Here is a 19,418-nt window from a genome sequence, read left to right on the forward strand (position 1 = left end):
CCCCCAAGGGAGATTCAATATGGCATCTGGCACCGTGAAGTGGTTCAACGCGGAAAAGGGCTTCGGCTTCATCGAGCAGGAGGGCGGCGGCGCTGACGTGTTCGCCCACTACTCGAACATCATCAGCAACGGAGGCTTCCGCGAGCTTCAGGAAGGCCAGAAGGTTAGCTTCGACGTCACGCAGGGCCAGAAGGGCCCGCAGGCCGAGAACATCGTTCCCGCCTGACGCAGACGCGAATCGTCGCGAGCCAGTGGTTCGCGCACCAGGTGGCTGGGGCCCGTGCTCTTGGGGTACGGGCCCCAGCTCATTGATTTTCCCGTTTTCCGGGTTTTCCGGACCGCCGGCCGTCCCCGCTTCAGCGCCACGAGGCCCGGCTCTTTTTTCTTCGGCTCATTCTTGCGAATCCTCGTGTGGTCATCGCCGCTGGACGGAATTCCTCGATACGCCGCATCGAGGAAGGTTCTTCCATGAACCGCACCCCCCGTCACACCGGCACCGCTTCAGGCAGCCGCTTCCGTGCGCAGGGGACGGACAGCCAGGGTCCCCGTCCGGGTACCGGACGACGGACTGGCCAGGGCGCACGCTCCGCCCCGCGCCGACAGGAGTTCGCCCTGCCGGCCACCCTCACCGAGCCGCTGCCGGCGGCCGAGACGTTCACCGAAATGGACATGCCCGCAAGGCTGCTGGCCGCGCTCGGCGCCGAGGGCGTGACCGTCCCCTTCCCGATCCAGGCGGCCACACTGCCGAACGCACTGGCCGGCCGGCACGTCCTGGGCCGGGGCCGTACGGGCTCGGGCAAGACGCTCGCCTTCGGCCTGCCCGTACTGGCCCGTCTGGACGGACAGCGGGCCCAGCCCCGGCAGCCGCTCGCCCTCGTCCTCGTCCCCACCCGGGAACTGGCCCAGCAGGTCACCGACGCGCTCACCCCCTACGCCCGCGCCCTGCGGCTGCGGCTCGCCACCGTGGTGGGCGGCATGTCGATAGGCCGCCAGGCGAGTGCGCTGCGCGACGGCGCCGAGGTCGTCGTGGCGACGCCCGGCCGCCTCAAGGATCTCATCGAGCGGCGGGCCTGCCGGCTGGACCAGGTCGCCGTCACCGTGCTGGACGAGGCCGACCAGATGGCCGACATGGGCTTCATGCCGCAGGTGACCGCGCTGCTCGACCAAGTTCCCGCGAGCGGGCAGCGGTTGCTGTTCTCGGCCACGCTGGACCGCAACATCGACCTCCTGGTACGCCGCTACCTCCACGACCCCGTGGTGCACTCGGTCGACCCGTCCGCGGGAACCGTCACCACCATGGAGCACCACCTGCTGCACGTGCGCGACGTCGACAAGGACACCGCCGCGACCGAGATCGCCGCCCGCGACGGACGCGTGCTCATGTTCCTGGACACCAAGCACGCGGTGGACCGGCTCGCCAAGCACCTGCTGTCCGTCGGGGTGCGTGCCTCGGCCCTGCACGGCGGCAAGTCCCAGTCACAGCGCAACCGGACGCTCGCTCAGTTCAAGGACGGCCACGTCACGGTCCTGGTGGCCACCAACGTCGCCGCCCGCGGAATCCATGTCGCGGGCCTCGACCTCGTCGTGAACGTGGACCCTCCCGGCGACCACAAGGACTACCTGCACCGCGGCGGCCGTACCGCACGCGCCGGCGAGTCCGGCACCGTCGTCACCCTCGTGCTGCCGCACCAGCGGCGAGCGGTGGGCCGTCTGATGGGCGACGCCGGGATCGCTCCGCACACCGTACGGATCCGCCCCGGCGAGGCCGAGCTGCACCGCATCACCGGCGCCCGGACCCCCTCCGGCGTGCCCGTCGTCCTCGCCACACCGGTCGAAGGACGACCCGAGGGCAAGGGAGCCGTCGGCCGGCATCGCAGGAGCCGGGCCACCGGCCGTGGGGGGAGCGGCCAGGGGGCCGGCCGTGGCGGAAGCGGCCGGGCCGCCGCCCGGGGCCGTCGGCCTGCACCGAGGAACAACCCGTAGCTCAAGCCCGGGGAAGCGCTCCCTGCGGTCGGGACGAGCCGTCGCCCGTCCTGGCCGCCCCGACGAAGAGGAGAAGCCCTTGACGACGTTTCCGCCCCGAACACAGAAGCTCGACAGCGCCGACGGCACCGGCCTGACCGCCCGTGACGCCATGCATGCTCCGGGGCCGCAGGTCGACGACCACATGGCGGTCGACGTGGCCCTGTCCGTCCTCATCGGTGCGCGTGTCCCGCATCTGCTCCTCCGGGACGAGGACGGTCGGTGCGCGGGACTGGTCACACGGGCCCAGCTCGCCGCACACCGCGGCGGCTCGTGGTACAAGGACCGGACGCGGCTGCGGGACATCCCACTCGACCGCGGGCCGTTCACCTCCTCCACATCGATACTCGGTGAGGCGGAGGCCGCCATGCGGATCAGGACGCTGGACGTGTCCCCCGTGATCGACGAACACGGCTACGCCCTGGGCGTGCTCGCTCTCACGCCCTGACCGGCGTACCGGCCCCGCCCGACCGCCTTCACCCGTTCACCGTCCCCGGCGTTCTCTCCCCCCACTTCGTGGAGCCAGCCATGCGCTGTGTCATCGCCCGGTACCCCTTCGACCTAACCAAGATCGAGATCGAACAGTCCATGACCGGCGTCCCGCCCGAACCCGTCGCCGGCGTGTCTGTCACCATCGACCGCCGCGTCTACCCCGTGATGCAGGTCGGGGAAGTGATCACCAGGCAGAACCGCCGTGACTTCACCGCGGCCGAGATGCGCCGGGCGCTGACCCAACTCGGCTTCACCTGCCACGACGCGCGCCCGGTCGCGCCAAGCTGGGACGCGCCGGCGGACGGCGACGCGCTCGGCTGGTGAACGATTCCGAAATCGACGGCAGGTGAACCGTCGTCCGCGGGTGGGAACACCGAAGGATGCGGCACCCGGATTGTGCCGGGCCGGACGCGCGAACCACGGCCCGTAGGGGCCGACGGTTCGGCCTGAGTCGCGAGGCCGCACGAGGCCGGTACGACCTGCCGGCCCGGTTGTCGTCGCGGGGCTGCCGGCGACAACCGGTGCGGCGGGCCCGAGCCGATACCCGGCAGTGCTGCACGTGTACGACCGCAACCGCGCATGGACGCACGGCGCCGAACCGCCGACGACTACTCGGCGGAGCCGCGCGCACCCTGCATCACGCCCGCTGATGCCGCCGTGCCCTGCGCGTGTTGCGTGCCTGTGCTGCTTCCGTGGTTCGCCACAGAACATGACGTCATGTCACAGGCGAACCGGACCGATCGCCATCACGCAAAGACCTGAGCGCAGCGGGGAGCCGGATCCATCGGGGCCGCCCGCCTCGGCAGCGGGCCCTCATCCACTTCACCACACGGCTACGGACGCCGAGGCCCTCGCGGAGCAGCCGGACGCCGTCCCGGCGACGGTCGACGGCCGGCCGAACCGCCCGCGCATGTCACCACCGAACAGCCCCTCGCGCAGGCACTGCACACGCTGCTGTCGGCCGCCGGCAGCGGGGTGCCCGTGCTCGACGCGGAGCGGGGTACGCCGGTCGGCTGGCTCAGTCACCAGAGCGCACTGCGCGCCGTGCACGCGACCACCTGAGCAGCCTCCCCGCGGTCGCACACACCCTCCCGATTGCCTTTGCACTGTGCAAGAATAGGTAGGGGGCGCGAGGCACACACCGAGCAGGGCGGCGACACCGACCAGGGCGCGGCCGGCGCCGACGACGGACAGGTACAGGCCGAGGGCGGCCGCACACACCAGGCCCGCCTCACCGGGGACGCGAGGGCGCGCCCCCGACCGGGCGTCAGGCGTCGTGCGCCACCACCCCGTCCACGATCCAGCCGAGCGGATGGGGCTCCGGATCGTCGGCCGCGGGGGCCGGTGGCTCTCCCCCCACCTCGTTGAAGGCGTTGAGGGCCTCGATGAGGGCGAACCGCTCGGTCGGCCGGAGGCGCTCCACGATGGCGGCGATCTCGGCACGGCGCCGGGCGGTGACGTCCTCGACGGTGCGCCGACCCTCCTCGGTCAACTGCAGCAGGGTCTCACGACGGTTGGCCGGGTTGGTCCGCCGGTCCGCCAGCCCCGCCGCGATGAGCCGGTCGACCATGCGCATGGCCGTGGAGGGCGCCACCTGGAGCAGCTCGGCGAGAGCGACCAGCTTGGTCGTCCCCCGGGTCGACAGCACGACCAGCATACGGAACTGGGCAAGAGTGACCCGGTCCTCCACCGCAGCGAGCGAACGGGCCGAGACCGCCACCAACAGGCGCGAAGCGGTCAGCACCGCCCTGGTGACGGCGTCGACATCGTCCAAGGCACCCGTCGGGGTCTCTCGCTCCTGCATGCGTCCTTTCTACCGCGCCCGGGACGCCGCGTTCTCACGGACCGGGAACCGGCCCTCTCTCGGGCCCCACGCGATGCCGGAGCAGCACAGGGGACCCCCGGCCGGCCCCGGATGAGTGGCCGCGGCAGAAGGGCGGGCCTACCGTCCTCCCATGGGCACCGAAGGCGAGACCGGGTCGCAGAACACGGCAGCAGCGGAGGACGTCGCGCACCTGCTGGTGCGCTGCCTGCGGGCCGAGGGCGTGGAGTACGTCTTCGGAATTCCCGGCGAGGAGAACATCCGCTTCGTCGACGCGCTGAACGGTTCAGGAATCCGGTACGTCCTGGTGCGCCACGAGCAGGCCGCCTCGTTCATGGCGGAGATCTACGGGCGGCTGACCGGCCGGGCCGGAGTGTGCTCGGCGACGCTGGGTCCCGGCGCGATCAACCTGCTGCTGGGCACTGCGGACGCCATGACCAACAGCGCACCGGTGGTGGCCCTCGCGGCGCAGGGGTCTCTGCGGCGAATCCACAAGGAGTCGCACCAGGTCATCGACCTGGTGTCGATGTTCGCTCCTGTCACACAGTGGGCTGCCCGCGTCGAGTGTCCCGACGCGGTGCCGGAGATGACCCGCAAGGCGTTCAAGATCGCGCAGAGTGAACGGCCCGGCGCTGTCTTCCTGGCGGTGCCGGAGGACATCGAGGCCGAACGTCCCGCAGAGTCCCTGGCACCCCTGCAGATCGACGTGGTGCACGCCGACGCGCCCTCACCCACCGAGATCGCGCGGGCGGCCGAGGTGCTTGTGTCGGCTCGGAACCCCGTCGTGCTGGCGGGCCACGGCGCCGCACGGGCCCGGGCCTCGGCCGCGCTGGTGCGCTTCGCCGAGCGGCTGAACGTCCCGGTCGCGACCACGTTCCACGGCAAGGGCGTCTTCCCCGACGATCACCCCAACGCCCTCGGCGCAGTCGGCTTCATGCGCCACGACTACGGCAACTTCGGCTTCGACAGCGCCGACGTGCTGGTCTGTGTGGGCTACGAGGTCCAGGAATTCGACCCGGCCAAGATCAACCCGAACGGCGACAAGCGGATCCTGCACGTGCACCGCTTCCCCGCCGAGGTCGACGCCCACTACCCGGTCTCCGTGGGCGTCGAAGGAGACCCGTCGCGGGTTCTGGACGCACTCGCGTCTGCACTGCCCGAAGGACTCACCTACGACTCCGAAAGCAGCGCGAAGATCCGCGCGCTGCTCGACGAAGAGCTCCGGTACGGGCGCGACAACGACGCGTTCCCGCTGGTGCCCCAACGCGTGGTGCACGACGTCCGCGCCGCCCTGGACCGGCGCGACGTCGTCCTCGCCGACACCGGGGCAGGCAAGATGTGGATGTCCCGCCTCTACCCCACCTACGAACCGGACACCTGCCTGGTGTCCAACGGCCTGTCCACCATGGGTTTCGCGCTGCCGGGCGCCATCGCCGCCAAGCTGGCCCGGCCGGACCGGCGGGTACTGGCGATGATGGGAGACGGCTCGTTCCTGATGAACTCCCAGGAACTGGAGACCGCCGTCCGCGAACGCGTTCCGCTGGTCGTCCTCGTCCTGGTCGACGAGGAGTACGGCCTGATCACCTGGAAGATGGAACTCGAACTCGGCCGCCACAGCCACACCCGGTTCACCAACCCGGACCTCGTCGCGTACGCCGAGAGCTTCGGCGCACGCGGTTACGCCGTCGAGGCCGCCGATCAGCTCCTGCCCGTGCTGCGCCGCGCCCTCGACGACGACGCGGTCTCCGTGATCGCCTGCCCCATCGACTACTCCGAGAACCTGCGCCTGACCGACAGACTGGGCGATCTCCACGGCCCGTTCTGAGGGCCGAGACGAACGGCCTCGAAGGGCACGCCGATGCAGGACAGGGAGCCGGCGCCCGCGTCATGGCAGCCGGATGCTCCCGGGAGCTGCTGCACTCGGCGGCCTTCCACCGGCTCCGTGCGGTGACCGCGCGAACCACGCAGGAGCCGGCCCCCTGCGTGGTGCCATGCCTCCGCTCGTACCGCTCCGTCGGCTCCCGCCCCGAGCGCGGCAGGGGAACCTCGCAGAACTCCCCCGCCTTGCGGTGCTTCGGCTTCGCCCGACCACGCCGGGAGCTGGCTCCCGCCGGCGGCCCGGCCATGCGGGATGATCAGACCGGTGCTCCGGTAGCCGCCGTGCTCGCCGCCCTCCGGGATGGTGCATCAGACTGGATCTTGCCGGTTGAGCGGCCGGATCACGGGACCGGTCGACTCAGCCGCCGCTCTTCCGCCTGAACGACCGCTGGCTCGCGGCCGGGCCGTGCGCCGCGCGCACCTTCGACGCATCGGGGCCGGCGGCACCATCGGCGGCGTCCGCCTGCGCGCCGCGCTTGCGCGCCAGGGCTTCGCGGAACTTGCGCTTGAGGTCGTAGGTGCCGTCAGCGTCCGGTGCCAGAGGGGACGTCCCGGGGGCAGCCGGCTCCGAACCTTCCGTGGATACGGGCTCTGCGGTCATGGCGACCTCCTGGGTTCGGGGATGGGCAAGCACAGCTTGTCATGCCGGGCGCACTGCGGGGCGCCGGAGACGTCATCCTGCTCCGTTCCGGCCGCTGCCCCTCTCGCGACCGAGGGCGTTCGCTTCGTGGGTGAGGCGCACACGGCTTCGGGCCGCGCCGAGGGTCGTCGATCCCGTGGCCGGGACGTTCACCGCCGGAGCAACGGCTCTCAGCCGTTGCGACGCACGAGGGCGGCCTTGCGGGCCTCGGCGAGCTTGCGGGCCTCGCCGGCCTTTCGGGACTTGCCGCCGGCGCCGCGGGAGGTGTCCTTGCTGGTGCCGAGGCCGCGGAAGGGAGCGTTGGTGTTCTTGGGCCGCGGGACGGCGGCCCCGCCGTCGAGCGGGGTCCCGGAGGGAGCCTTGGCACCGGTGATCCGGCTCAGCTCCGCCTCGCCCGAGCGCACCTTGGTGACGGTGGCCTCGATGCCGGCCTCGGCCATCATCCGGCTCGTCTCGCGGCGCTGGCCCGTCAGTACGAGCGTGACCACACTGCCGGACTCACCGGCGCGGGCGGTGCGGCCCGCCCGGTGCACGTAGTCCTTGGGGTCGGTGGGCGGGTCGACGTTGACCACGAGATCGAGGTCGTCGACGTGCAGGCCACGGGCCGCGACATTGGTCGCCACCAGAGCGGTGATCTGGCCGTTCTTGAATTGCGCCAGGGTCCGTGTGCGCTGGGGCTGGGACTTGCCGCTGTGCAGGGCCCCGGCGTGCACTCCTCCGGCCCGCAGATGCCGGGTGAGCTGGTCGACGGCGTGCTTGGTGTCGAGGAACAGCAGTACGCGGCCGTCCCGGGCGGCGATCTCCGTGGTGACGGCGTAGCGGTCAGGGCCGTGGACGACCAGCACGTGGTGCTCCATCGTCGTGACCGTGCCCGCGGACGGGTCGACCGAGTGGACGACGGGGTCGTGGAGGTAGCGGCGGACCAGCTGATCGACGTCGCGGTCCAGAGTGGCCGAGAACAGCATCCGCTGACCGTCGGGGTGCACCTGGTCGAGGGCGTCGACCACCTGCGGCAGGAATCCCAGGTCGCACATCTGGTCGGCCTCGTCCAGCACGGTGATCCTCACCCGTCCCAGGCGGCAGGCGTTGCGCTCGATCAGGTCGTGCAGGCGTCCGGGGGTGGCGACGACCACCTCGGCTCCCTGGCGCAGCGCGGCGACCTGCCGGCCGATCGACACGCCGCCGACGACCGTGGCCGTCCGCAGCCGCAGGGCCTCGGCGTACGGCGCCAGCGCCTGGGTGACCTGTTGGGCCAGCTCCCGGGTGGGCACGAGGATCAGAGCGAGGGGCTGCTTCGGTTCGGCGCGCCGCCCGGCCGTACGTGTGAGCAGCGGCAGGCCGAAGGCGAGGGTCTTGCCCGATCCGGTGCGCCCGCGCCCCAGGACGTCGCGCCCCTCCAGGGCATCGGGCAGCGTGGCGGCCTGGATGGGAAAGGGTTCGCGCACCCCGAGTCCGCTCAGTGTCCGCAGCACCTCCACCGGCAGTTCCAGACCGGCGAAGGAGACGGCCGGGGGCAGCGCCGGGGTCGTGGCTCCGGGGTGGTCGGGACCGCCGTGAGCGATGCCGGAGTCATCGGGATGCTTCATGAACAGCCTTCCGCAGGGGAACGTACCGAGGAAGGCCCGGCAGGATCGGACAGTCCCCGCACGAGCGGAACCGAACAGGCAGAATCGCCCACCGCGACGACCACGCAAACGCATGACACTAACACGCGGCCGAGCGGCGGTCGTCCGACACCGCGGGCCGAACCGGGGGCTGGGCAGCAGCCCTCAGCACGCGTACAGGCCGCCCGTTTCGCCGTTCATGTCCGCTCGATTCGCCGTTCATGTCCGCTCGTGGCTCATGTCCGCGGCGCTCACGTCCGGCTTCCGGAGTGGGGCGCAGCCAGGCACCGCAGCGGCGTGACAGGCCGTCGGCCGCCGGAACCGGGGACCACTGAGGCGGACGCGGCTCGGCACGGGCCCTCGGCCCGCGCGCCGTCCGACGAGTGGGTCCGCGGTCACCCGAGGGCGTCCCAGAAGCCGCAGTGATGGCGTGACCGCACGGTGTGCGTGGGGACGATGTGGTCCGGTGCCAGGGACAGCACCGCCTGCCGGGGCCAGGGCGGGGAGGCCGGGCCGTTCGGGTCGGCGGTTCGGGCGAAGCGGGTCCAGTAGTCGATCATGGTGTCGGCCAGCCGGTGCTGCGCCGCGGTCAGCGCCCGGGGCCGACCACCCAGGTCGAACAGGTACGGAAGTTCGCTCGCGTGCGGTGCGCCGAGCGGGAACGGCGACGGCCCCGGGCTGAGCGGCGGGGCGTGCTCGTCGGCGAACTCGTAGCGCCAGACGGGCACACGGGCGGCGAGCAGTTCGCCGGTGCGCGCCGTCGGGCAGGCGAAGTCCGCGTCACCGACGACCGCGCCGAACACCGGGCCGCCGTCGGTGCGGTGCACCGGGTACTCGCCGACGATCGCCTTCGCACGGCCCGGTGCGGGGAAGAAGGCCGCCACGACGTCCGGCCAGGTCCCGGGAGTGACCGGGTTCCCGGCCTGAATGATCCCGGCAGCCCAGCCGTTGCCCTCGTCGTGGTTGCTGCCCACGAGTACGGGCACGCGGTGGAGGCGGCCGGCCGCCGTCGCCGCCGCGGGATCGCCGGGCAGCAGCGGGGTGGCGTGCGCGGGCTGCTGGTCGGTGTCCTGGGCGGCCAGCAGACGGGAGACGTCCACGCGCCGCAGGCAGGCCAGGGCATCGCGGGCGGAGCCGCAGCCGACCTTCGACGCGAGGTCCGCGCCCGCGGCGCGCGCCGTGGCCAGAGGGACGGAGGAGGGGGCGAACGGCCGGTCGGGGCGGCCTGTGCACGGGCCGCTCTGGATGACGGCCCGGTCGAAGAGTCCCGCGGCGGCCGGTGAGGCGAGTTGGGCGCAGACGCTGTAGCCGCCCGCCGACTCGCCGGCCAGCGTCACGTCGTGTGCGTCGCCGCCGAAGGCACCGATCTCGGCACGGACCCAGCGCAGCGCCGCCTGCTGGTCGGCCAGGCCGAAGGTGCCGGAGCCGGGCAGTCCGCCGTGCGCGAGGAAACCGAGGGCTCCGAGGCGGTAGTCGACGGTGACGACCACGACGCCGCCGCGGGTGGCCATGCGGTGTGCGTCGTACGAGCTGCCCGATCCGGTGGTGAGGCCGCCGCCGTGCAGCCACACGATCACGGCCCGGGGGTGTGCCGGGCCCGCGCCGTCGGGCGTCGTGACGTTCACGTGGAGACAGTCCTCGTCGGTGCTGCCGCCGGGCACCTCTCCGGCCGGCTGCGGGCAGGCGCTCGCGGGCCGGGTGGCGTCCCGGACCCCGGGCCAGGGGGCCGCGGGACGGGGCGGCGCCCAGCGCAGACTGCCGACCGGGGGCGCCGCGTAGGGGATGCCCTGGAAGGTGCGGTAGCCGTCGTGGGCGGCGCCCCGCACCAGGCCGTCGTGGGTGCGCACCGTCGTGGCGGTGGGCCGGGCGGGCTCCGGCGGTGGCGCCGCGGTCCCGGCCGTCGCGAGCGTGGCCGCCAGGGCGCAGCCCAGGGTGGTCAGGACGCGGTGGATGCTCATCGTCTCCCCATCCGGTCAGCTGCCGCCCATGCCGCCCTGTGCGGCGATCATGGTGGTCGGCAGCGCGCGTACGGCCTTCTCCAGGCCCGGTGCGAGGGGCGCGATACGCCCCGTGCAGGCGTCGATGCGGGCCCGGCAGGTCTTCCGGTCCCTCCGCGGGACGACCGTGCGGACGCCGCCCGCGGCGGCCAGCGCCAGCAGCGCGGCATCCCGGGTGGGGACGTCCTGCACGGGGCCGTCCCCGTGCAGCGCCGCGGACACACGGGCGCGGAGCGCCGCGGGTGCGGCGCGGTCCGTCACGGTCACCCGCCGCGTGCCGAAGGGGGTGCGGGGCGCCTCCACGGTGAGGAGTCCCGCCGCGGCGAGCCGGTCCTCCACCTGCGCCAGGGTTCGCCTGCGGTGGCGGCGCACGAGGTGCTTCCAGCCATGCCCGGCGGCGTCGCGCAGCACGCCGTCCAGGACGGGGTCGCCGGTCGGTTCCGTGCCGGACACGGTGACCGTGCCGTCGTGTTCCCGCAGCCGTCCGCGCAGGGCGAGGTCGACCAGGGCGGCGGCACGGACCAGCAGCTCCGTCCGGGAACGGTTCCAGGGGCCCTCGGCCGCGTCGTCGTGGGCGAGCAGATACATGAGGCCGGCGAGGTCGTCGATCACAGTCCGACGCTACGGCGGCCGGCCCCGGTCACGGATCGGCCGCGGGGACGGACCGGCACTGGGAACACAGGAGGATCGCGGCGCGGTCTCCTCCTTGAGGAGGAGGCCGCGCCGTCAGGGGCGGCGGGGCCGCACGAGTCCGTGGTCGTAGGCGGCGACGACGGCCTGGACGCGGTCGCGCAGACCCAGTTTGCGCAGCACCGCGGTGACGTGGTTCTTGACGGTCGCCTCCGCCAGGCCCAGCCGCCGGGCGATCTCCGCATTCGACAGTGCCTGCCCGATGAGGGTGAGCACCTCCCGTTCACGACCGGAGAGGTCCTGGAGGGGGCGCGGGGGCCCCGGGTCGGGCGTGGTGCGCAGGAACTGGTCGAGGACGCGGCTCAGCACGGTCGGTGCCAGCAGCGCGTCACCGCGTGCGGTGACGCGGATCGCCTCGACGAGTTCGCCGGGGCGGATGTCCTTCAGCAGGAAGCCGCTCGCCCCGGCGCGCAGGGCGGCCACGACGTGCGCGTCCACGTCCCAGGTGGTCAGCACGAGCACCCGGGCCGCACTGCCGCACTCCGCGATCTGCCGGGTCGCCTCGATGCCGTCCACGACGGGCATGCGTACGTCCATCAGCACCACGTCGGGCGCCAGTTCCCGGGTCAGCCGTACCGCCTCCCGGCCGTCGGACGCCTCACCGACCACCTCGAGGTCGTCCCGGGCATCGATGATCATGCGGAATCCGGTGCGGACCAGGGCCTGATCGTCGGCCACCACCACGCGCAGCGTCATGACGCGCGCTCCACCGGCAGCCGCGCCGTCACCTCGAACCCGCCTCCGGGCACCGGCCCGGCGCGCAGGCTGCCGCCCACGAGTCGCGCGCGTTCCCTCATCCCGACGAGGCCGCGTCCCGCGGGCGCCGCGGTGGCACCCCCCGGCGACGTGCGGCCGTTGTCGACCACCCGCACCTTCACGCACTCCCCTTTCCTCGTCACGCTCACGCTCACCTCGTCGGCACCGGCCGCGTGGCGCAGCGCGTTGGTGAGGGCCTCCTGGACGATCCGGTAGGCGGCCAGGTCCACGGCGGCGGGCAGCCCGTCGGTGCCGCCCCCGCGGTCCACGTGCACGGTGATCCCGGTCGCGCGCACCGTCTCGGCCAGCTCCTCCAGGCGCACCAGCGAGGGCCCCGGCTCCCGCTCCCCCGCCGCGTCCTGCGCCGGGTCGACCCTGAACGCGCGCAGCAGCAGGCGCAGTTCGCCGAGCGCCGAGCGGGCGCCCGTCTCGATGGCCCGCAGCGCCTGACGGGCCTGCTCCGGCCGCTCGGTGAACACGTCGTCGGCGGCTCCCGCCTGGACGACCATCACCGAGAGAGTGTGGGCCACGACGTCGTGCACCTCGCGCGCGATCCGCGCGCGCTCCTCCACCACGGCCCGGCGCATCTCCGCCCTCGTCCGTGCCTGCTGCGCCCGGCGCCACTGCCCCGCGGTCCAGGCCAGCACGACCGTCAGCAGATAGACCGCCAGACCCGCGGGACCGCCCGCCCGGAACGCGAGCGGCGCCGCCAGGCACATCGCCGCGAGCGCCCGCACCGACACACGCAGCGGTCCGGTGGCCGACAGCACGCACAACGTGCACTGCGCCGCGAGCAGCGCCCCCGTCAAGGTCACGGCGGGCAGCAGCGCCCACACCACGAGCCCCGTCGACGCGTTCGCGGCCAGTACGGCGCCCGGGGATCGCGTCTGCCATCGCAGGGCACAGACCTGGGCGAGCACCAGAGCCGCGGCCAGGGGCAGGCGTCGGCCGTGCTCCGTACCGGCGACGAGCACCGAGGTCCCGAGGACGGCGAGCACCACACCGGCCGATCCCCACCACAGGGCCCGGGGCGCCGGCTCGCCCCGCCCCTCCCCGGCGAACGCGACGTCCGGCTCTCTGCTGCTGCGGTTCACGCCCCGACCCTAACCAGCGGCACGGTCCGGGCGCTGCACCGCACGGTGAGGCGTCCCCGGTTCCCGGAGGTCCCGTCCCGGGCGGTACGGGGCCGACATCAGACGCCACGACGTGGGAACCCATAGGGCGGTGCTCATCGACCCCCAGGAGGAGGACCAGACCATGACGATGGAGCAGACCACCCCTCTCGGCCCCGGCAGCGACCTGTCTCAGGTCTTCGAGCTGGCTCAGCAGCTGCGTGTGGACGCAGTGCGCGCCAGTACGGCCGCCGGTTCCGGCCATCCGACCTCCAGCATGTCGGCGGCGGATCTGATGGCCGTCCTCATGGCCCGGCACCTCCGCTACGACTGGAACGCACCGGACGACCCCGCGGGAGATCACCTGATCTTCTCCAAGGGGCACGCCTCGCCTCTGCTCTACGCGATGTTCAAGGCGGCCGGCGTGGTCTCCGACGACGAGCTCATGACCTCCTACCGGCGCTTCGACCGGCGCCTCCAGGGCCACCCCACCCCCGTCCTGCCGTGGGTGGACGTCGCGACCGGATCCCTCGGCCAGGGCATCGCCTACGGCGTGGGGATCGCCCTGGCCGCGAGGGAGCTGGACGGGCAGCCCTCGCGCGTCTGGGTGCTGTGCGGAGACAGCGAGATGACCGAGGGTTCCGTGTGGGAGGCCCTCGACCGAGCCGGCCGGCACCGACTGGGCAACTTCGTCGCCGTGATCGACGTCAACCGGCTCGGACAGAGCGGTCCCACCGAGCTGGAGTGGGACACCGGCACCTACGCCCGGCGCGCCGAGGCGTTCGGCTGCCGCGCGATCGTCGTGGACGGCCATGACCTGGAAGCCGTCGACGACGCCCTGGCCACCGCGGCCGACGGTCGGGCGCCCACCGTCGTCGTCGCCAGGACGGTGAAGGGGCGCGGCGTCGCCGAGGTGGCCGACCAGGAGGGCTGGCACGGCAAGCCCCTGCCGGAGGACATGGCCACGCGCGCCGTCGCCGAACTGGGTGGTGTCCGCGACCTGCGCGTCCGCGGCCCCCGACCTGCCGAGGCCGCCCCCAGGGCGGCACGGTCCGACGACGCCCTCGTCCTCCCCCGTTTCGACGTCGGTGACGAGGTCGCCACCCGCGTCGCCTTCGGCAGGACATTGGTCGCTCTGGGTTCCCGGCGCGACATCGTCGCGCTCGACGCCGAGGTGGGGAACTCGACCCACGCGGAGGACTTCAAGAAGACCTACCCGGAACGCTTCTTCCAGGCGTACATCGCCGAGCAGCAGATGATCGCCGAGGCGGTGGGCATGGCGGTCCGTGGCTACCGCCCCTACGCCACCACGTTCGCGGCCTTCCTCACCCGCGCCCACGACTTCATCCGCATGGCCGCCGTCTCCCGGATCGACATGGCACTGTGCGGTACCCACAGCGGCGTGGAGATCGGCGCCGACGGCCCCTCCCAGATGGGCCTCGAGGACCTCGCCATGATGCGCGCGGTGCGCGGGTCGACGGTCCTGTACCCGAGCGACGCCACGTCGGCGGCTGCCCTGACCTCCGCCATGGCCGATCTCGAGGGCATCTCGTACCTCCGCACCACGCGCGGCGCCTATCCGGTCCTGTACGGCGACGACGAGGAGTTTCCCGTGGGCGGTTCCAAGACTCTGCGCAGCGGTGAGGACGACGTCGTCACCCTCGTCGGCGCGGGCGTCACGCTCCACGAATGCCTCGCCGCGGCGGAGCAGCTCGCCGAGGAAGGCATCGAGGCGCGTGTCATCGATCTGTACTCGGTCAAGCCGATCGACTCCGGCACTCTGGCCCGCGCCGCCCGGGACACGGGTGCCCTGGTGGTCGCCGAGGACCACCACCCGGAGGGAGGCATCGGGGAGGCGGTCCTGTCCGCTCTGGCCGCCGCAGGCGGCCACCCGGCGTTCACCCACCTCGCCGCCACCGGGCTCCCGGGGTCGGGAACCACGGACGAACTGCTCGAAGCGGCGGGTGTCTCGGCCGCTCACATCGCGGCGGCGGCGCACGGCCTGGTGAAGCGGTAGTCACCGCGGGCCGCGCGCCCTGCCGGGCCGCTCACGGGTGAGGGCCGATGCGCTCCCGTCGAGGCAGGACCGTGCAGCGGGGATCTTCCCGGCCGAGGCCACCTCGGCCGGGAAGATCCCGCGTCGCGTGCACATCGACCCCACGGAGTCGGGCCCCCGGCCTTCGGTCGGCGGCCGGGCGCGCCCTGCGGTTGCTCCTCGGTCGTCGAGGAGCGCCCGTGGATGTTCCGCTTCCGGGCCTCGTCGTAGCGCTGGTCCCTGGTGGGGCCCTGCGTGCCGCTGTGCGATCGCCGGCCGCCGTGGCCACTCCGTGTGCCGAGGCCGGACAGGAGCGGGTGCCCGGCACCCGGCCCCGGCGGACGGGGGTGCGAGGATCGGCTCAGGAGGGGGGCGTGGTGTCCTCGGGGCGGATACGTCCCCGCCAGGCGCCGGACTCGGCCCCGTGGTGCTCGACGTAGTCCTTGAACCTCCGCAGGTCGCCCTTCACCCGCCGGTCGATCAGGCCCAGCGCGTCGGCGCCCTTCTCGGCGACGCCGCCGGGCTCGACGTCCATGGTGAGTTCCACCCTGGTGTGCGTCTCGTCCAGTCGCTGGAATCGGACCGAGCCCCGCTGCCGGGTGTCGCCGTCGACGGTCCGCCAGGTGATCCGGTCGTCGGCCAGCTGGTCGACGATCTCGGTGTCGAACTCACGTCGCACTCCGCCGATCCTGGTCGTCCAGTGGTTGCGCCGGTGGTCGAGCTGCCGGACCTCCTCCACGCCCTCCATGAACTTGGGGAATTCCTCGAACTGCGTCCACTGGTTGTAGGCCACGTAGACCGGAACCTCGACGTCCAGGGTTTCCTTGACCGTGCTCATGAATTCCTCCTGACGCAGGTGATGGCGTCCGGCGAGGAGCCGGCACCTTTTCGCGGCCTCGGGTACCCGAGGTGGCGGGGCCAAGACCCTCGATCTGCGTCTCCTTCCGACGGGCGGGTGCTCCAAGCCGGCACGCCCGGCCGGGTCCGCCCACGGCCCGTGCCGCGGCGCAGTGACCGTGCCCGACGTCACCGGTCGGGATGACGCGGGAGGGAGAGCCGCGACGGGGGTCTCCGCGCGGCCGGACCCGGGCGGCGGGCGGAGCTTCCCCCTGTGGCCGGTCAAGGCAGGATCTCGACGTACCCGTCGGTTCCGTGCACGCGGATCCACTGTCCGTCCCGGATCAGCCGGGTGGCCTGCTGCACGCCCACGACGGCCGGCAGGCCGTACTCCCGGGCGATCACCGCGCCATGGGTCATCTGGCCGCCCACCTCGGTCACCAGGCCCGCGATTCCGACGAACAGCGGCGACCAGCTGGGGTCCGTGAAGGCCGTGACCAGGATGTCGCCCGCTTCGAGGTCGGCCTCCCCCATGTCCAGGATGACGCGGGCCCTCCCCTCGACCGTCCCGGCGGAGACCGGTAGGCCGGTCAGGGCGCCGGCGGGCACGTCGTCGCGCCGGTACGCCCCGGTGACGGCCTCACCGTCCGAGGTGAGCACCCGGGGCGGTGTGAGCGCGTGGTGGGACCGGAACGCGTCCTTGCGCCGCTGGATGAGCCGGTCGTCCACCCGGTGCGAGCGCACGACGTCGTGGAGTTCCTGGAACGTGAGGTAGAAGACGTCCTCCTTCTCGGGCAGCACGCCGGCCCGCACCAGGCGCTCGGCCTCCTGCAGCAGGGCCTGCTTGTAGACGAAGGAGCGGCCGACGATGCCGTACTTCGGGTACTCCCGGTACCCGATGAAGGTGCGGACCCGGTCGATCATCCGCTTGGCCTCGCCGGCCTTCCGGTCCCCGTCCGGCAGGGCCCGCAGGCGTGACAGCACGTCCTGTTCCTTCTTCTGCGCCTTCCGCCGCCCTTGCTCGAAGCGCCGCTCGGCGGCGCCCGGCCCGAAGTTCCTGACGTGGTCGAGGATCACGGGCACGAGCGTGGTGGGGCGTTCGCGCCAGCGCGGCCTCGTGATGTCGATCTCGCCGACGCAGCGCATGCCGTACCGGTCGAGGTAGGCCTCGATGGCGTCGCGTGCCTCGGTCCCGCCCGCGAGCTTCGCCAGCTCGTCCAGGAATCCCTCGTCGTCGACGCCCTGCAGGAACGCCACCACCTCGGGCCGCGGGCGGATCACGTCCGCGACGTCGAGCAGCGCCAGTCCCATCTCCGACGTGACGTTGCCGGGGGCGGACAGCGTGAGCGTGTCCGCCGCGTTCTTCTCGCCCAGCCATTCCTGCAGCTTGTCGTTGAGCCACCACGTGGCCTCCATCCCCGCCATGACCGCCTGAAGGTTCAGCGGATCGCCGAGGACCCGCTTGTGCTCCTCGAAGGCCTCCAGCAGGAAGTCGAACAGTGCCGGGCCGGTCCTGGTCCGGATGTCGCGCTCCAGGGCGGCGAGGGACGCCCGGCTGCGCTCGATCAGCTCGGTGACCACGGCCGGATCGGTCTCGATCGGGGCGGAGGCACCGCGGGCCGGCGGCCCGCCGGGACCCGCGTCCGGGAGCGACGGGACGAAATCGTCGCGGTCGAGGACGGTCTCCAGCGCGTCCCTGATCAGCGGATCGCCTCTGCCCAGGACGTCCAGGAGACCGGCGCGGCTCGCGGGCGAGGCCAGGCGCCGGGTGACGTCGACGAACAGCCTCCCGCCGGCCTCGTGCATCGGCACCATGGCCGTCAGCCGCCACATGGAGAGCCCCAGCGGCTTCATGGGGTCGGTCATCATCTGCCCGTGCCCGACGGAGACGTAGACGTGGTTCTCCTGGTCGCCGGATTCGGGGACGGGGAACAGGGTCGTGATCGGCCGGCTCTGAACGAACTGGAAGTCGTCGTCGACGAGGCACCACTCGATGTCCTGCGGGCGGCCGAAGTGCGCTTCGATCCGGCGCCCGAGCCGCACGAGCCGCACGACCTGAGCATCCGTCAGTGCCGGCTGCTCCTGCCGCTGCGGGTCGGTCGCCGCTTCCTGCGTGCCGCCGGGCGGCAGGGTGTGAACGGCACGCTGTCCGGCGGCGATCGCCTTGGCGACGACTTCGCCGTGTCGCACCTTGAAGACGTCCGGGTTCACCAGGCCGGAGACCACGGCCTCGCCGAGGCCGAAGCCGGCGTCCACGGTGGCGACCTTCCGGTTGCCCGTGACGGGGTCGGCCGTGAACAGGACGCCGGCCGCGTGCGGGAAGACCATCCGCTGCACGACCACGGCCATGTGGACCGTACGGTGGTCGATTCCGTTGCGCCGGCGGTAGGTCACGGCCCGCTCCGTGAACAGCGAGGCCCAGCACCGGCGGACGTGCTGGAGGACCGCGGTCGGCCCCACGACGTCGAGGTACGTGTCCTGCTGCCCGGCGAAGGAGGCCGTCGGCAGGTCCTCCGCCGTCGCGCTGGACCGGACGGCGCAGGCGGCTTGCTCGCCGAGTCGGCCGAGCGCGCGGGTGATCGCCGCCGCGAGATCGTCCGGCACGGCGATCCCTTCGACGGTCCGACGAATCTGCGCGCTGAGCGTGCGGATCGCCTCCCGGTCGTCCGGGTCCAGGCGCGACAGCCGATCGAGCCGATCGTCGATCGACGCCGCCGCCATGATGCGCCGGAAGGCGCCCGTCGTCACACAGAAGCCGTCCGGCACGCGGACGCCCTCGATCCGCGACAGCCCGCCCAGGTGCGCGCCCTTGCCACCGACGACCGCGACCTGCGTCTCGTCGACCTCTCGAAGATCCACCACGTACTGCCCGATCACAGCGGCACCTCCGAGGCAGCCGTGTTCCGTCGCACTGCCGCGGCCGTTCGCGTCACCGGCGCCTCCCACTCCGTCGCACCTCTTGTCGGGCACGTCCTCATCCCTGATCACCTTCCCTCCGGCACGGCGGCAGGCCGCACTCCCGCCCCGGGCACCCGCGACTGCGCCGCCGGTCCCACCCTTGCCGCGATGTCGCCGCGTCCCCCGTACGTCGCCCACAACCCCCGCACGTCGTGTCCTCGTTTCCCCAGGTGGTGGCCTCGGCCGACAATTCTGCGCCGTGACCCGGGCCTTGCGGCAAGCCCCCCGGCGCGCTATACGTTGAGAGTGGCAAGGAGACCGTTCTCCTTGCCTTCGCTTTTGTGCGGCAAGGCCCGACCCGCGAGCGCGCCGCCGGCTCCCGGAGACCGTCGTGCCCTGCGCGTGCCGGTGCGGCCGGTCGGTGGCGGCAGACGGGGCGGTGAGGGCGAGCAACGCGGCTCGCCGTGTCGCACGGCCGGACAGCGTGGGCAGCCAGGGGTGACGGCCGGGCCTGGACGCGTCGGCCGGCCGGCTGCTCGGCCACCCTCACCGGGGGCTCTCGGTTTCCTGGCTCTCGAGGACGGGCATCCGGCCGTCTCCGCCTGTAACGTCCCGTAGCGGCAGCTCGCCGGCGC

At 72.8% G+C, this 19,418-nt stretch carries 15 protein-coding genes and 1 pseudogene; 6 read left to right on the forward strand and 10 right to left on the reverse strand.

Going from position 1 to position 19,418, the window contains the following annotated elements; genetic code table 11:
• Positions 1-19: 19 nt before the first annotated feature.
• The 4 genes from P3H78_RS24545 to P3H78_RS24560 all read left to right on the forward strand — a co-directional run bounded on the left by P3H78_RS24545 (position 20) and on the right by P3H78_RS24560 (position 2,838).
• Complete coding sequence (locus P3H78_RS24545) at positions 20-226, forward strand: cold-shock protein (protein WP_020943091.1); 207 nt, start codon at positions 20-22, stop codon at positions 224-226.
• Between the two features lie 242 nt (positions 227-468).
• A complete protein-coding gene (locus P3H78_RS24550; protein WP_276111317.1) occupies positions 469-1,983 on the forward strand; it encodes a DEAD/DEAH box helicase in 1,515 nt (504 codons plus the stop codon).
• A gap of 151 nt (positions 1,984-2,134) precedes the next feature.
• Complete coding sequence (locus tag P3H78_RS24555) at positions 2,135-2,470, forward strand: CBS domain-containing protein (protein ID WP_438828036.1); 336 nt, start codon at positions 2,135-2,137, stop codon at positions 2,468-2,470.
• 80 nt (positions 2,471-2,550) lie between these two features.
• Positions 2,551-2,838, forward strand: a complete 288-nt coding sequence (locus tag P3H78_RS24560; RefSeq protein WP_276111319.1) for an SCO5918 family protein — start codon at positions 2,551-2,553, stop codon at positions 2,836-2,838.
• 943 nt (positions 2,839-3,781) lie between these two features.
• Here P3H78_RS24560 and P3H78_RS24565 read toward each other — a convergent pair.
• On the reverse strand, positions 3,782-4,318 hold the full coding sequence (locus P3H78_RS24565) for a MarR family winged helix-turn-helix transcriptional regulator (RefSeq protein ID WP_276111306.1): 537 nt from the start codon (positions 4,316-4,318) through the stop codon (positions 3,782-3,784).
• A gap of 151 nt (positions 4,319-4,469) precedes the next feature.
• Here P3H78_RS24565 and P3H78_RS24570 point away from each other — a divergent pair, with 151 nt between their 5' ends.
• Complete coding sequence (locus tag P3H78_RS24570) at positions 4,470-6,161, forward strand: acetolactate synthase large subunit (RefSeq protein WP_276111320.1); 1,692 nt, start codon at positions 4,470-4,472, stop codon at positions 6,159-6,161.
• 411 nt (positions 6,162-6,572) lie between these two features.
• On the opposite strand, the gene P3H78_RS24575 is transcribed toward P3H78_RS24570, so the two are convergent.
• From P3H78_RS24575 to P3H78_RS24600, 6 genes are all read right to left on the reverse strand, one after another.
• Positions 6,573-6,815 carry a DUF5302 domain-containing protein gene (locus P3H78_RS24575; protein WP_276111321.1) on the reverse strand — a complete coding sequence of 81 codons (243 nt, stop codon included), beginning with the start codon at positions 6,813-6,815 and terminating at the stop codon, positions 6,573-6,575.
• 209 nt (positions 6,816-7,024) lie between these two features.
• Positions 7,025-8,440: a DEAD/DEAH box helicase gene (locus P3H78_RS24580; RefSeq protein ID WP_276111322.1), complete on the reverse strand. Its 1,416-nt coding sequence runs from the start codon at positions 8,438-8,440 to the stop codon at positions 7,025-7,027.
• A 413-nt stretch (positions 8,441-8,853) separates the two neighbouring features.
• The gene (locus P3H78_RS24585) at positions 8,854-10,416 is read right to left on the reverse strand and encodes a carboxylesterase/lipase family protein (RefSeq protein WP_276111323.1); all 1,563 of its coding nucleotides are present in this window, start codon (positions 10,414-10,416) and stop codon (positions 8,854-8,856) included.
• A 15-nt stretch (positions 10,417-10,431) separates the two neighbouring features.
• Positions 10,432-11,067: a GOLPH3/VPS74 family protein gene (locus tag P3H78_RS24590; protein ID WP_276111324.1), complete on the reverse strand. Its 636-nt coding sequence runs from the start codon at positions 11,065-11,067 to the stop codon at positions 10,432-10,434.
• Between the two features lie 114 nt (positions 11,068-11,181).
• On the reverse strand, positions 11,182-11,841 hold the full coding sequence (locus P3H78_RS24595; protein ID WP_276111325.1) for a response regulator: 660 nt from the start codon (positions 11,839-11,841) through the stop codon (positions 11,182-11,184).
• Positions 11,838-12,995, reverse strand: a complete 1,158-nt coding sequence (locus P3H78_RS24600; RefSeq protein WP_276111326.1) for a sensor histidine kinase — start codon at positions 12,993-12,995, stop codon at positions 11,838-11,840. Before P3H78_RS24600 ends, P3H78_RS24595 begins: the two co-directional genes overlap by 4 nt.
• Before the next feature lie 163 nt (positions 12,996-13,158).
• Between P3H78_RS24600 and P3H78_RS24605 the strand changes: the two genes are divergently transcribed.
• Positions 13,159-15,030: a transketolase gene (locus P3H78_RS24605; protein WP_276111399.1), complete on the forward strand. Its 1,872-nt coding sequence runs from the start codon at positions 13,159-13,161 to the stop codon at positions 15,028-15,030.
• A 170-nt stretch (positions 15,031-15,200) separates the two neighbouring features.
• Here the strand turns inward: P3H78_RS24605 and P3H78_RS24610 are convergent.
• From P3H78_RS24610 to rph, 3 genes and pseudogenes are all read right to left on the reverse strand, one after another.
• Positions 15,201-15,329, reverse strand: a pseudogene (locus P3H78_RS24610) (plasmid stabilization protein); the annotation flags it as partial.
• A gap of 80 nt (positions 15,330-15,409) precedes the next feature.
• Positions 15,410-15,886 carry an SRPBCC family protein gene (locus tag P3H78_RS24615; protein ID WP_276111327.1) on the reverse strand — a complete coding sequence of 159 codons (477 nt, stop codon included), beginning with the start codon at positions 15,884-15,886 and terminating at the stop codon, positions 15,410-15,412.
• Positions 15,887-16,167: 281 nt separating this feature from the next.
• Entirely contained in the window at positions 16,168-18,762 is a 2,595-nt protein-coding gene (gene rph, locus P3H78_RS24620) for a rifamycin-inactivating phosphotransferase (protein WP_276111328.1), read from the reverse strand.
• Positions 18,763-19,418 lie beyond the last annotated feature (656 nt).

It is taken from the genome of Streptomyces tropicalis (assembly GCF_029269835.1).
GTDB classification, from domain to species: Bacteria; Actinomycetota; Actinomycetes; order Streptomycetales; family Streptomycetaceae; genus Streptomyces; species Streptomyces tropicalis.